The 14,158-nt window shown below is 29.9% G+C and carries 11 protein-coding genes; 5 read left to right on the forward strand and 6 right to left on the reverse strand.

From position 1 onward, the window contains the following. Positions 1-6: 6 nt before the first annotated feature. Genes Q0678_RS03060 through Q0678_RS03075 form a run of 4 tightly spaced genes read left to right on the forward strand, consistent with a single transcriptional unit; the run spans position 7 to position 3,373 of the window. Positions 7-1,020: a PAS domain-containing protein gene (locus Q0678_RS03060; protein ID WP_299053672.1), complete on the forward strand. Its 1,014-nt coding sequence runs from the start codon at positions 7-9 to the stop codon at positions 1,018-1,020. A 39-nt stretch (positions 1,021-1,059) separates the two neighbouring features. Next, the gene (locus Q0678_RS03065) at positions 1,060-2,325 is read left to right on the forward strand and encodes an ATP-binding protein (RefSeq protein WP_299053674.1); all 1,266 of its coding nucleotides are present in this window, start codon (positions 1,060-1,062) and stop codon (positions 2,323-2,325) included. Further along, positions 2,325-2,648, forward strand: coding sequence for an Hpt domain-containing protein (locus tag Q0678_RS03070; protein ID WP_299053676.1), 324 nt, complete (start codon positions 2,325-2,327; stop codon positions 2,646-2,648). The genes Q0678_RS03065 and Q0678_RS03070 overlap by 1 nt, the downstream gene beginning before the upstream one ends. A gap of 5 nt (positions 2,649-2,653) precedes the next feature. After that, the gene (locus tag Q0678_RS03075; RefSeq protein WP_299053678.1) at positions 2,654-3,373 is read left to right on the forward strand and encodes a LytTR family DNA-binding domain-containing protein; all 720 of its coding nucleotides are present in this window, start codon (positions 2,654-2,656) and stop codon (positions 3,371-3,373) included. A 401-nt stretch (positions 3,374-3,774) separates the two neighbouring features. Here Q0678_RS03075 and Q0678_RS03080 read toward each other — a convergent pair whose 3' ends face one another. Together Q0678_RS03080 and Q0678_RS03085 are read right to left on the reverse strand one after the other, a co-directional pair. Next, entirely contained in the window at positions 3,775-3,942 is a 168-nt protein-coding gene (locus Q0678_RS03080; RefSeq protein ID WP_299053680.1) for a hypothetical protein, read from the reverse strand. A 28-nt stretch (positions 3,943-3,970) separates the two neighbouring features. Further along, positions 3,971-6,307 carry a LamG-like jellyroll fold domain-containing protein gene (locus Q0678_RS03085; RefSeq protein ID WP_299053682.1) on the reverse strand — a complete coding sequence of 779 codons (2,337 nt, stop codon included), beginning with the start codon at positions 6,305-6,307 and terminating at the stop codon, positions 3,971-3,973. Between the two features lie 198 nt (positions 6,308-6,505). Here Q0678_RS03085 and Q0678_RS03090 point away from each other — a divergent pair, with 198 nt between their 5' ends. Beyond that, entirely contained in the window at positions 6,506-8,167 is a 1,662-nt protein-coding gene (locus Q0678_RS03090) for a sulfatase (protein WP_299053685.1), read from the forward strand. 117 nt (positions 8,168-8,284) lie between these two features. Here the strand turns inward: Q0678_RS03090 and Q0678_RS03095 are convergent, their stop codons facing one another. The 4 genes from Q0678_RS03095 to Q0678_RS03110 all read right to left on the reverse strand — a co-directional run bounded on the left by Q0678_RS03095 (position 8,285) and on the right by Q0678_RS03110 (position 14,157). Then, complete coding sequence (locus tag Q0678_RS03095; protein ID WP_299053688.1) at positions 8,285-9,817, reverse strand: sulfatase; 1,533 nt, start codon at positions 9,815-9,817, stop codon at positions 8,285-8,287. Between the two features lie 4 nt (positions 9,818-9,821). Then, complete coding sequence (locus Q0678_RS03100; protein ID WP_299053691.1) at positions 9,822-11,054, reverse strand: carboxypeptidase-like regulatory domain-containing protein; 1,233 nt, start codon at positions 11,052-11,054, stop codon at positions 9,822-9,824. Further along, complete coding sequence (locus Q0678_RS03105; protein ID WP_299053694.1) at positions 11,041-12,546, reverse strand: sulfatase-like hydrolase/transferase; 1,506 nt, start codon at positions 12,544-12,546, stop codon at positions 11,041-11,043. Before Q0678_RS03105 ends, Q0678_RS03100 begins: the two co-directional genes overlap by 14 nt. 78 nt (positions 12,547-12,624) lie before the next feature. Next, positions 12,625-14,157: a RagB/SusD family nutrient uptake outer membrane protein gene (locus Q0678_RS03110; protein WP_299053697.1), complete on the reverse strand. Its 1,533-nt coding sequence runs from the start codon at positions 14,155-14,157 to the stop codon at positions 12,625-12,627. Between the last annotated feature and the right edge of the window lies 1 nt (position 14,158).

A 14,158-nucleotide genomic window follows, 5' to 3' on the forward strand; every position in this document is an offset into this window, starting at 1 on the left:
ATTTAGATGAAAGAAAACACTTTAATGAATGAGAAAGAGTTGAAAGCAGTTGAAATAAAAATTAAGGCTAAGAAATTAGAATTAAAAGAAATTTCAAAAAAACTTAAAGATTCTAAAAAAACACTCCAAAATCTAAACACAAACTGCATGTCAAAGAATCTACTAGACGCATACTGTCAGGTAGATATGTTTGGAAATGTTCAAAAAATGAATAACGAGGCTTCTAGACTATTAAGTTTTAATGGAAACAACACCAAAATCAACTTTTTAAGCTTAGTTCATAAAGACGATTTATCCTTAACGCTTGATGTTTATGATCAGTTGCTAAGAGACGGTTCTTTTAAAAATTATAAGTGTAGACTAGTTTTAAAAGACAAATCTGTTAAAAAATTTCATATTAACGCAAGTTTACTTTATGATAGTAACGGAAAACCAGATGGTATTCAGGGAATTGCAAGAGATATTACGAATGATGAATTTCTAAATGAACAACTTGTAAAATCTGAAAACAGATTTAAGATGATATTAGAGCATTTTGATAGCGCTATTTTATTAGAAGATGAAAATCGAAATATTACATTAGTTAATAAAAAGTTTTGCGATTTATTTACTCCTAAATCAGACTCAAAATCTTTAATCGGTAAAAATTGTGTTGCTGCAGCCGAACAAGCAAAGTTATTGTTTAAAAACTCTGAGGATTTTATGAGTCAAATAAATTCATTAACCTCAAATAAGAAGGAATCTCTATCTGAGGTTTTAGTAATGTTAGACGGTACTGTTTTAGAGAGAGATTACATACCAGTATACAATGATAATGAATTTAGAGGGCATTTATGGAGCTACAAAAATGTAACCGCAGAAAAAGTTGCACAACAAAACCTGGTAGAATCTGAAAAAAACTTAAAAACGTTAATTCAGAATTTAGATCATGGTATTTTCTTAGAAGATGAAAACGGAATTGGTGTACTTGCAAACAAAAAATTATGTGAACTTTTTCACATGCCTATGTCTCCAGAATAAGTTACCGGACAAGATTTTTCTAATGGAGCCAAAGAAAGCATGGCACTTTTTAAAGAACCAGAAGAATTTTATTCACGATATAAAGAAATTATTAAAAACCAAAAAATTGTTATTGGTGATGAATTAAAAATGGCAGATGGTAAAATTTTAGAAAGAAATTACATTCCTATTTTTAAAGACAATACCTTTAAGGGGCATTTATGGAGTTTTAATGATATTACTCTTAGTAGAAAATACAATGAAAGTTTAGAAATAGAGAAGCAAAAGTATAGAAACATTATTGCAAATATGAACTTAGGTTTTGCTGAAGTAGATTTTGACGGCAAATTAGCATCTGTAAATCATAGCTTTACAGAAATATGCGGGTATTCTGAAAAGGAACTAATTGGATTAAAAGCTAGAGATGTATTTCCGGTTGATAAAGAATATGCTTTAGAAAAAACTGAGGAAACAAGGCAAGGTAAATCCGATTCATTTAAATTAGATATTGTAGATAAAAACGGTAATTTAAAAGTTGTACTTATTAGCTCTGCACCTAATTATAATTTTCAAGGAGAAATAACAGGAACTATTGGTATAATATTAGATATTACAAGACTTGAAGAATTAGAAAAACAAAAATTAGAACTACTTCAGAATTTAGAAAAAAGTAATAATGAGTTAAAAGAGTATGCGCATGTTGTTTCTCATGATCTTAAATCTCCACTTCGCAGTATTTTTTCTTTAGTTTCTTGGATTAAAGAAGATAATGAAGGAAAACTTGATACAGCAACTCTAGAAAATTTTGAACTGATAGAGACTACACTAGAAAAAATGGAGCAGTTAATAACAGATATTTTATTATACTCTAGTATTAACTCTCAAGTTAATGAAGAAAAATTAATAGACCTTAATTTTGTTATAGAAGACGTAAATCAACTATTATTCATTCCAAAACATATACATGTAACAGTTTTAAACAAGTTGCCTAAAATTTATGGTGATAGAGTAAGGTTTCAACAATTATTTCAAAATTTAATTAGTAATGCCGTTAAATTTATAGACAAAGAAAAAGGAAGTATTGAAATTGATATGGAAGAAAACAACACCCATTACCAGTTTTCAGTTAAAGACAATGGTATTGGTATTGAAAAGAAATACAATGATAAAATATTTAAAATATTTCATTCATTAAGTGATGAAAAATCAACTTCGGGTATTGGACTATCAATAGTTAAAAAAATTATTGAAAGATACGATGGTGAGATTTGGTTAGAAAGTGCTCTAGGAAAAGGAACAACTTTTTATTTTACAATAAAAAAATAATGATGATAGAAAAGCCTAATTTGAAATACATAAAAGAACTTGCTGATGGAGACACTTCTGTAGAGAAAGATGTTATAGAAATTATAAAAAATGAGTTTAAGGAAGAAGAAACTCAATATTTAAAACATTTAGTAGCTAGTAGTTATAAAAATGCAGCAGCTTCTGTTCATAAACTTAACCATAAAGTCATTATCTTTGGGCTTGAAAATAACTATGAATTAGCAATTTTACATGAGCAAAATTTAAAAAATAGTAATTTGAGTTTAATCTCTGAATATGAAAACATACTTTTAAAAATATCTATTTTTATAAATAATCTTTAACTTTTATGACTTGTATTTTTATTGATGATGAAAAGACTTCACGGTTTATTTTACAAAATTTATGTGAAAAGGTAGGAAATCTAGAGGTTATAGGTCAGTTTTCTAACGCTATGGATGCTCTTAAATTTTTAAATAAAAATAGCGTAGATCTTATTTTTCTAGATATTCATATGCCTGGTTTTTCAGGCTTTGATTTTATTGAAACCTTAAATTTACCACCTAAAATTATATTAACAACTTCAGATAGAAACTTTGCTATCGAAGCTTTTGAATATGAAAGTGTTATTGATTATTTAGTAAAACCACTGCAACTAGATAGATTAAAAAAAACATTAAAAAAAATAAAAGCCCCTGAACCTATACAAGTAAAAACTCCAATCGTAGAATCAGTAGAAATTAAAGATAATAAAAATAAAAATCACCTTTATATAAATATCGATAGAAGGTTAATTAAAATAAATATCAACGCTATTCAATCAATAAAGGCACTTGGAGATTATATTCTTTTAAAAACTGATGATACAGAATATAAGGTACACAACACATTAAAAAGTATTCATATCAAATTACCAGACTCACTTTTTTTAAAGGTACACAGATCTCATATAATCAATACTTCTAAAATTATTGATATTGAGGATAATAGTGTTTTAATTGGCAAAGACATTATCCCAGTAAGTCGTTCTAATAGACCTGAATTAATTAGAAGGTTAAACTTACTTTAAGTCTAAAATAATGGCACACCAAATTGCAGCCCTAAAATGATCTCACTTACTTAATCGTTCAGTAGTTCTAAAATAACCCAAAACCTTTATACTATAAAAAACTGTAGAAAACAAAAAACCTTCACATTTCTGTGAAGGTTTAAGTGATTTTAAAATCAAACGTCTAACTTTTTTTTGAGGATATTAAGAAGTTTTTAAGAAATATTGTTCAATAAGTAGGTAAACTTAAATACCCAAATTTTAAATATTAACATGATCTAATTTTATACCTCTAATTGAAATTAATTATTCTAGATTCCTATAGATCTTAATTTGAAATAAATAAAGAGAGGGGCAACAATTTTCATTAAAAAAAGCCTTAATAAAATTAAGGCTTTTCTATAAAATAAATTATGCTGTTTTTAAAACCCTGTTCCAGGACTGGCTGGGCTTTGGGCTTGTGCCTTTTGTGGATTCAGTATCATGTAGGTACCAAGAGCTGTTAAAGCAGTGTACTTACCATACTTTCCAATTTTCTTTAAAGCTTCTTTTCGAGTAATTTCCTTTTTATTTTCTGTATTATTATTCATGATATTTTATTTTTTAAATTCTCGATTTTTATTCTAATATTATTTTTTTACTCAAACTACCTAACTTTGTTTGAAGTTTGATGATATAAACACCTGTTGCTAAATTTGGCAAAGAAATATTTTGACTCCCTTTTGAGTTAAAAGATGTGTTTACAACTTGTTTACCTAAAATGGTAAATATTTTAAAACTACTTTCACCTTCTGTAAGACCTGATATTCTTAAATTATTGTTAGATGTTTTAAATATTCTTACACTATTAAAAGAAATGTTTTCTGTATTAAGTGCTGCAGAAGGCAAGGTATGTAGATAAAAACGCCCTATACCCTCTTGTTGTGTATCTAATGTTAAAGTGTAATTAGAATTAAGATCTAACTTGGTAAAAACATTGTTTAACCTATCCTCTAAGTAAACATTAATTCCGTTCGGTAAATTTTGATTTTCAGCACTAAAAGAGATTTGTTTTCCAGCATTTGCAACTACACCAACCGGAATTACCATCTCTTCTAAATTTGTTTCAGGTAATGCTTGTTTTTCAAAGGCAATACCATTGTCATTAGAAACTAAATGCGTATAAATATTAAAATCTGATGGGACTCCTGTAAAAAGACCAATATCTTTACCTGAATCTAAATCTGTAGTTTCAGAATTAGAATAATTTATAAAAGTTGTTTTAGATATAGAACCATCTGTAATATTTAACTTAATTGTAGAATTGTTACTTCTAAAAAAAGGTGTACTTGTTTGATGGCTTTGAATTGAAGTTGCAATTACAAAGTTATCTGCTGTAGAATTAGCCGCACTTACAAAGAAACCTTGTCCAGGTGCAATGTAATCTGTACTAGCTTCTAACGCTTCATAAGACCCTTCTAATGGTTTCCAAACATATACCGTTTGAAATGCAGCACCTAAATTAGTAGTATTCGCACTAATTAAATCTGAAACTTTTATATAGGAAGGAAATGGATTTCCTACTAAATTCCAGTTATTTACAGAGCCTTGAGTAATGGATACTGTAACATCAGCATCTGGGTAAGTACCCTCAAAAATATAAATTTCTTCATCATTATTTTGGTAATCTGTTCCTTTTTTTCTGGTTGAAAAACCGATTGCCTGATTAAAAGTCTCTGCAGTTGTACTCGCTTGAAAATAAGCCCAACCACCATTAACGCTAGAAGTATTATCATACAAAGCAATTGCACGGTTTGCCCCTGAACCTGTTCCTATAAAATTGTCTAAAATGTATTGGTTATCATAAGTTTCTCCAACAACTGGCGAAGACATTAAAGTCCAAATAGCAGGATTCGAAATAGTTCCACTCCCAGAAGGATTTGGAATGAATGCAGGAACCGTGTTACCAACTTCTGTAATTACTTTATAAGTAAATGAACCCGAAACACTTGGTGCAATAACACTACTACCTGCATAAACTTTTGTAGAAGTAGCTGTAATTGCTCCTGTAGAAGTTAAAGAAGTGTTTTTTTCAAGTACCATATTGTTAACAGATATTGCACTACTTGCTGTAGGCTGATTAGAAGTACCTGAAGGTATTAATACGTTATCATTAATTGTTGGTACTTGTGTGTGTGCCCAATTTGCTGGAGCACTCCAATCATTAGAAGCTGTCCCGTTCCAAACTAAAGCAGTTTCTGCCGATACACCATTGTCTCTAATCGCTATAATCTGATCTGGTGTTAAAACTTCTTTTGTTATTAAAAAATCATCCATGTAACCATCTAATAAACCTGCTGTTTGAGATGCTTTTTGAACACCAATTGATAATTCTGCATTGTTAGATTTATTTTGAACAATACCAGCGCCAACAGATTTACTTATTACCTGCACACCATTAATATAAAGTTTAATTGTACCACCAGTTGAGGTTTTATTCATAACAGCAGCAACATGAACCCAAGTATTAATAGCTTGGGCTGAAGAATTAACACCAGCTGCTTCACCAAAACCACAATTAATCACATTTCCTGCAGCTATTTGTAAAGGCCTACCACCTAATATTGAAGCTCCAGTTGTATTCTCTTGATGTATTAGTTTAGGTGAACCTGTGGTTGAAGTTAAAGAATTAAATTTAACCCACATTGCAATTGTAAAAGACTCTCCTGCATCAAATAGACTTCCGCTTGTTATGTATGGTTTGCTATTAAATAATGCTGCTTTACCAAATTTACCAGTGTCATAAGTATCTACTAATGCTGCAGTTTTCGGTGTTAAAGTTACAACTCCTGTTGCATCCGTTAAATCATCATCAAAAGGAAAGTGCATTAATATTTTAGACCTATCGATACTTTGTGCATGCATAGTATGAAAGCCAAATGCTATTAAAAAAGTTAAAAGTATTTTTTTCATCATAATTGTTTAATGGGGTTGTTGATAAATTAATTTTTATTGTCTTAAAATAATATGTGTTCCAAATTAACCTAATTGTATACTATTTTGTATCCTGTACTATCTTGCAAAGTTTAAAATATTAGTTTTCCCCTAAGCAACAGGATGGTTTCTTATTTCTATATTAGTAATTTTAAAAAATAAAGAATCTTTTTTTTAACCATGAAAAAAAATATTATTTTAGTTTTGGCTACATTATTTCTTTACTCTTGTAAAGAAGAAACTCAAAAAAAACCTAACATCATTTTTATTTTAGCAGATGATTATGGCATTGTAGATACTCAAGAATATGCTGCTAAATTTTTAAATACAAGTTTAGATAGCACATTTTATGAAACCCCTAATATTAATAAATTAATGAATGAGGGAATTTCTTTCTCTCAAGCCTATGCAAATCAACTATGTTCGCCAACAAGAGCAAGTATTTTAACAGGCAAACATGCATCAAGATTAGGGTTTACAACTGCAATGCCTCATAGAAACACCTATTATAATCAGAATATAGACATACCCAAAGGGTATTATGCTAATGATGTTTTAGAACACAAAGACAATATTTTAATTGAACAAGCTTTACTTAACGGAACATCTAATTCTGCTGTTCCGGCAGGAAAACAAATACAAACTAATTTAGACGAATTATCTATTGCAGAAGCAATGACCGAGTATCACAACGCCTTTATTGGTAAATGGCACATTGGTGGTTTTGGTGCCAAAGGGTTTCAGCCCCAAGACAATGGTTTTGAAACTTTGGCTTATTTTGATGGTGGAGGTTCTACTTATTTTAACTGGCAAAATGGTTGGAATCAAAAAACCAAAGCTCGTTTTCCAAAAATGCCTCAAGAAGAATGGCAAATTGGTGACGCAGGAAAATTATCTGGAGAGAAATACTTAACAGATGACTTAACAGAACAGGCACTAAATTACATTGAACAAAAAGCGAAAGATAAAAATAAACCTTTCTTTTTATACTTTTCTCATTTCGCTGTGCATTCTCCTTATCAAGGAAAAAAAGAAGAAATTGATTATTTCAATAATAAAAAAACCAAAGGTTTTAACGGACAAGACAATGCAATTTATGCATCTATGATTAAGAGTATGGACAGATCTGTGGGGCGTATTTTAGACAAATTAAAAACATTAAACATAGAAGAAAATACATTGGTAGTTTTTATGTCTGACAATGGTGGTATTGATGCCGAAATAACACCTGATGGAAATGGTACAGAAAACGCCCCTTTTTTAGGTGGAAAAGCATGTTTGACCGAAGGAGGAATTCGTGTTCCGCTAGTCTTTAGATGGAAAGGCAAAATAGAAGCTGGCAAATGGGTAGATGTCCCTGTAGACTGTACTGATATTTTTCCTACAATTTTAGAAGCCGCAGGTTACAACGCAAAAAAAGTTATTAAAAATAATAAGTTAGATGGTGAAAGCGTTTTGGGTTTACTTACTGACATTGAAAACAAACAAAAAACTTACACAAAAGATACGCATTACTGGCACTACCCTTTTAATGTAATTTATAAAAATCCTTATGACAACCTAGCATTAACGCCACATTCTGCCATTAGAAAAGGAGATTATAAACTTATTTTTGATTGGTACGGACGTTTATATTTATATGATATTGAAAAAGATCCTTTTGAGAGAAATAATTTATATGATATCCAAAAAGAAAAAGGAAACGCACTTTTTAAAGATTTAATTTCTTGGCTAGAAACTAATGTTGACAAACGTTATTGGCCAACTAATAACCCAAATTACGACCCAGAAAAAGAAGTAAGAACTGTTCCTTTTAAAGATTTAGTAGCTGAAAGTAAATAACAAAAAAAGAGAAGCAATGTTGCTTCTCTTTTTTTGTTATTTCATATTTATTTTACTAGTAACTCTTAAACTGCATAACAGGAAAAACTTACACTGTGTATATCTTATATTCTACTCCTAATTTATTTCTAACTTCTTTCCTCTTAAACCACCTAGTTGTTTTCCTATATTTTCTGGTTTGTATTTAGCAGGATTAAACTTGGGGTTTTTAATTGGCACAATCGCTTTTGTATCCTCTATGTGCTTTTGAATTAAGGCATCTAATTCAGCAACCTTTTTTGGATATTTTTTTGCTAAATTATTGTGTTCACTAATGTCCCATTTTAAATTGTATAACAAATAATCATGCTCGAAATTTATTCCTTGATGAAATAAACGAATTAACTTCCAATCATCAGCATGTACAGAAATAGAAGTAGGCAACCAGTCTGGAACTCCAGGTTGATGAGGGAAATAGGTAAATATGCCTGCTCTCTTAATATCATTTCCTTTTAATGTCTGTGTAATATCTATACCATCTAAAGAATGGTTTTTAGGAACCTTTATGTTTGCTAAATTTAATAAAGTAGGATAAAAATCTGTTGACTGAATTAAAGCATCTGATAACGTTCCTGGTTTTGTAATGCCTGGATAAGAAATTACTGTAGGAACTCTAACTCCACCTTCAAACATTGTTGCTTTACCACCACGTAAAGGTCTGTTACTTGTTGGAGCTGCCATATATTTATCTCCATTAGGTAAAATATCTGTAACACCATTGTACATGTTTCCGCCATTATCACTTGTAAAAACAATAATTGTGTTTTCTGTTAAACCTAATCTATCTAATTCATCCAACAAACGCCCTATTGCATCATCCATAGAATGTACCATTGCAGCATATGTTATAGAATGTTGTGCATCTGTTAAATCTACTTTTTTTCTGTATTTATCTTTTAATTCATCTTTAGCATCAAAAGGAGCGTGCACAGAGAATTGCCAATAATTTATAAAAAAAGGTTTGTTTTTATCAATTTTATTCAACCAAGTAACAGCTTCATCAGCCATTCTGTCTTCTATGTGTTCGTTTGGATATTTTGGTTTAAAATTTGGATATTTCCAGGGAGCAACAAAACTACCTGCTGGTCCTGGCCCATTAAAATGAGGAATATCAACATCAAAACCATGTTCTAATGGCGAATAGGGTGCTGTCCCCAAGTGCCATTTTCCAAAATGAGCAGTTTGATAGCCTGCATTTTTAAATTGCTTACCCAAAGTTGGTATATTATTATTTAAACGAGTTACAGACTCTAAAACAATAGCTTTATTTGCAGGGCCAGTGCCTCTGTTTAAAGAAGCTTTTAATTTCACTTTTCCTAAATGAGCAGTTGGAGCAGTAATACCAGTTCTTGTTGGTGTTTGCCCTGTTAAAATACTAGCTCTTGTAGGTGAACAAAGAGGGCTTGCTGCATAAGCTTTTATATAAGTAACACCTCTTGCAGCTAGGCGCTCTAAATTAGGTGTTTCGTACAACTTAGTTTTGCCGAACAATGTAACATCACTCCACCCTAAATCGTCTGCAAGAATAAAAACGATATTGGGTTGTTTTTTTTGTGCTGAAATAGTTAAAGCAGTGAATAATGTTAATATAATTAATTTTATTTTTAACATAAAACTATTTATTTACTGATTTAAATTGATCTTCTAAAGATACACCGTAGATAGATTCTAATTCTTTTACAGATTTTTTATAAAATTTAGTTGCTGGTGGTAACGCAATATTTTTCCAAAAAATGGGGTTATATTTAATGTCATAATCACCAATATCTTTCTTATCATAAAGGGTATTTTGTATGTTGAATTTTTTCTTATCGCTTTCTATATTTAACACAATTCCTTCGTGCCTATAAGAGCTTTGAACAAATCGTGTTTTTAATTTTAACAGTTTTCTTTTTTGTTCAGATATGGGGGTTCTAAATTTAGCTTCTCTATTATGATAACTTAAAACTAATTGACCATCATTGTCTTTTTTGTAAATATAAAAGGCTTTTAAATTAGAAAACTCATTTCCATATCTAGAAACATCAATTTTATAAACACTATAAGTATCCATACCAATATATAGTTTAATAAAATTTTCTTTTTTATTGGCTTTTTGATCTTTTTTAGTTCCTCTAATTATTAAAATATCTTCACCGTCATAAGAAGTATCTCCATCTCTTTCCCAATTATAATCAGACTCATAAATTCTTTGTCTCAAGGGGTTAATTTGCCCCATAATATATACAGCATGAATTGGTTGTTTTTTAAAAGCAAATCTGTAATCTGCAGACTTTCTAGATTCTGCAATACCAATTTCATCAAATCTATTATCAGAAGGTCCATAATCTAAAATATTTAAATAGTGCTCTACCATAAAACGTGTTTTACCGTTTTCTACAGAAGACCTTCTATATAACATATTTATCTGATGTTTTGAGCTTAAAGTGTTGTTTTTTACTTTTTTTAAAGCTTTCTTAACAATACTATTTGTCTTCTCTAATGTAATTGCAGCTAATGATACAACTTCTTCAATTAAAACTATTTTTAAAACATTGTTGTTAATGTAATCTTCAATTTTTATTTTATAAGTTTTAAATCCAATAGTAGATACTTCTAAAATATCTTTTATATTTTCTGATGAAATTTTTAAAGAAAAGGCGCCGTCATCATTTGTCGCAGTTCCTATTTGTTTCGATGGTATCCCAATAGCTGCATAAGCAATTGGGTTTTCAAACTCATCTAAAACAACACCTTTTAACTCTACTTTTTGTTGAGAAAAACTTGTTGAAATATTTAAGCATATAAAGAGTAATAATAGTATTTTTTTTAATTGATTACTTTTAATATTTATATTATTTGTTTTCATATTCACGTTTTTTATTTAAGAGTTCTAAAGGAGAGTATTCATAATTGTACGTCCATTTACTTTTTGGCTGAACTGCGTTAAACTCTTTTGCTCCATAAAACTGATCGTCGTATTTTTGCATCCATTCTTTTGTATACCCTTCTAATTTTGCCTGAATATTTTTATACGCAGGATTATTATAAAGGTTATTTAATTGTCCTGGATCTTTTTCTCTATCAAAAAGAGTATTTATCATTGAATTATTACTTTCTTTTGAGGTAGAAAAAGTATACCTGTCTGTTTCTACACCCCGCCAATTAGAATTTCTTGCTCTACCAATTCTGTAGTTCCAAATAGGTACATAATCATCTTTATCTAATTTATTATTCAAAATATCTCTAGATAAATCTAAACCATCAAAACTTTCTTGGGTTTCAATATTCATAAAACTTAATAATGTTGGTAAAATATCCATAGTTCCTAGCAAAGATTTTGATTTAAAGCCTGATTTTATTTTACCAGGATATTTTATAATAAAAGGTATTTTATTAGAATAATCGTGCGGATATTGTTTTGGCAATTTGGCATTATGAGACTCTAACATATCACCATGATCTGCAGTAAAAGCTACCAAGGTATTTTTTTCTACATTCATATTTTTTAACTGGGTCATTAAATTACCAACTGCAATATCTATTCCTGTAATTTGTGCCATATGTCCGTGGTACATTCTTCTTCTATCTGGCGTATCTTCTAAACCAGGTCTTAATATAATTTCATTTCTTTCATAGAGAGCCATAAGCTCATCTAAAGTATCATATCTATAATGCATTTTTCCATCTTCACCTTTAAATTTACCCCAATCATGTGGTGGATGTAATGATAATATAATTGCAAATGGTTTAGAAGGGTCTATATTATTAAGATAATCAATCGCTTGATTTGTTTGCGCATAAGGCTCCCATTCATTAAAAAATTCTTTTTCTCCTTTTTCATTCCAAAAAAATGCTTTCCCTGGTCTAAAATCTACATGGCAATTGTTAGTTAATACTTTATCAAAACCATAGGTCATTTCTTTGGGAATACCTCTATCTCTATTACCTCCTAGCAAATGCCATTTTCCAAAATAAGCAGTTTGATAGCCTTTTTCTTTTAAAATTTCTGCCATTAATTTTGTTTTATTTGGCAACAAAGGAACATCATTAACAAAAGCACCATTTTTTAATGGATGCATACCACTCATTAACATTCCTCTAAAAGGTGTACATACAGGCTGACTTGCAAAAGCATTTTCTAACAAAACACCTTCACTTGCTAATTTATCTAAATTAGGGGTAATTAATTGTTTATTTCCATAAGCACCAACCATATCTGCAGAATGTTGGTCAGACAAAACTATCACTAAATTTGGTAACCTATCATTTTCAGAAGTTGTTTTACTGGTATCCATCTTTTTTGTCTTACAAGAGACTATTGTAAAAAAGACAACTGTACACATTACTATTCTATTCATTTAACAAGCTTTTATTTGTTAATCTAAAATAGCTGTAAACATAAATATTTACAGCTATTAATTCTTTTTCACTATTTGTTACCAACCCGGATTTTGAGTTAAATTTGGGTTTTTTGCTAATTCTACTAAAGGAAGAGGGCTTAATTTAAATTTCTCTTCCCATCCTTGTCCTGGATTTCTCCATATTCTTAATAGGTGGTTATTATACTCTTCTTCTGCAATATTCCATCTTCTTACATCAAATAACTCTCCCATTTCTCCATATAATTCTCTTATTCTTTCGTTTCTAAGTACTGTTCTTAAAGAATTTTGATCTGTAGTAGTTATGACACTCGCATTAACTCTATCTCTTGCAATTTTTAGGTAAGGTAAAGCTTTATCTGGTTCACCATTTTCATTATATGCCTCAGCTAACATTAAAAAAGCATCAACATATCTGTAAACTATGTGGTCTTTAGAATGAATAACATTACCTGTAGCACCTGGGTCTTGATATTTTGTCATAGAAATACCGTTTCTTCCTCCATAAAAACCAGGAGGTACATTTAATGGATTTCTTCTAAATGTTCTGGTTACATTATTATTAATCTGTTTATAAGTGTAAGTAAAACCATCTGTAAGCCTATCATCTGTTGCATCATATAAATCAAGTAATGTTGGATGCCAAGCTATTTGATAACCACTTCCATTTCTAGATTGAATTCCTCCAAAAGGACTAAATTGTGGATTTGTCCAAAAAGGTAAAACTCCACCTTTTAGATTTTCATAAATGTTACCATGCGCAAAAATGATTTCTTTATTACCTTCATTATTAATACTAAATACATTTTTCCAATCATTTAATAATTGCACATCATAATCAGTACCATTGTCTGCTAAAGGTTTTAAAACATCAATTGCTTTTTGATAATTATCTGTAATTTGTAATGGAAAACCCGCAGAAGTTAGGTATACTTTACCTAATAAAAAAGCTCCTCCCGCTTTAGTTACTCTTCCCTTACCTGATTTAGACCAAGAAATAGGTAGATTATCTTTAGCAAATTCTAAATCTGCTATAATTAGATTGTAAACTTCTTGTACAGAACTTCTAGATTTAAACAATATTTCTGGATCTGAATTTTCTACAGGTTCAGAATAAATTGGTAAATCCCCAAATAATTGAGTTAATTGAAAATAAGTGTAAGCTCTCATCCATCTTGCTTCTGCAATATATTGATTAGCAATATCTGTGTTTTCTGAGTAAAAACTTGATAGAGGCAAGTATTTTATTACAGTATTAGCTCTAGCAATGGCCTCAAAACCAACTCTCCACACTCTATCATATCTAAAAGGTTGTTCGTCTAAAGTTTGATAAGCTGCATGATAAGAAAAACCTAGCTGAAAACTTGTAGCAAACCTACCTGTCATACTAACCAACATATACATATCTTGTTCCCAAACAACATGATTAAAAGATTCGTAAATCCCTATATTTTGAGCTTGAAGCTGCTCTTCATTTTTAAAAAAATTTGAAGCTGTATATGAAGAGAATACATCCTCTTCTAGAGTTGTATTACAAGAAAATAACCCTGTAAATATTATTCCGAGAATTAATAGTTGTTTTAATTTCATA

The sequence above is a fragment of the uncultured Polaribacter sp. genome (genome assembly GCF_947497125.1).
Taxonomy (GTDB): domain Bacteria; phylum Bacteroidota; class Bacteroidia; order Flavobacteriales; family Flavobacteriaceae; genus Polaribacter.

What these genes read in the sequence shown, in the direction of transcription:
- Q0678_RS03060 (WP_299053672.1), top strand. Translation starts at nt 7, where the DNA reads ATGAAAGAAAACACTTTAATGAATGAGAAAGAGTTGAAAGCAGTTGAA.
- Q0678_RS03100 (WP_299053691.1), bottom strand. Translation starts at nt 11,054, where the DNA reads ATGAAAACAAATAATATAAATATTAAAAGTAATCAATTAAAAAAAATA.
- Q0678_RS03110 (WP_299053697.1), bottom strand. Translation starts at nt 14,157, where the DNA reads ATGAAATTAAAACAACTATTAATTCTCGGAATAATATTTACAGGGTTA.
- Q0678_RS03095 (WP_299053688.1), bottom strand. Translation starts at nt 9,817, where the DNA reads ATGTTAAAAATAAAATTAATTATATTAACATTATTCACTGCTTTAACT.
- Q0678_RS03065 (WP_299053674.1), top strand. Translation starts at nt 1,060, where the DNA reads ATGGCACTTTTTAAAGAACCAGAAGAATTTTATTCACGATATAAAGAA.
- Q0678_RS03070 (WP_299053676.1), top strand. Translation starts at nt 2,325, where the DNA reads ATGATGATAGAAAAGCCTAATTTGAAATACATAAAAGAACTTGCTGAT.
- Q0678_RS03085 (WP_299053682.1), bottom strand. Translation starts at nt 6,307, where the DNA reads ATGATGAAAAAAATACTTTTAACTTTTTTAATAGCATTTGGCTTTCAT.
- Q0678_RS03080 (WP_299053680.1), bottom strand. Translation starts at nt 3,942, where the DNA reads ATGAATAATAATACAGAAAATAAAAAGGAAATTACTCGAAAAGAAGCT.
- Q0678_RS03090 (WP_299053685.1), top strand. Translation starts at nt 6,506, where the DNA reads ATGAAAAAAAATATTATTTTAGTTTTGGCTACATTATTTCTTTACTCT.
- Q0678_RS03105 (WP_299053694.1), bottom strand. Translation starts at nt 12,546, where the DNA reads ATGAATAGAATAGTAATGTGTACAGTTGTCTTTTTTACAATAGTCTCT.
- Q0678_RS03075 (WP_299053678.1), top strand. Translation starts at nt 2,654, where the DNA reads ATGACTTGTATTTTTATTGATGATGAAAAGACTTCACGGTTTATTTTA.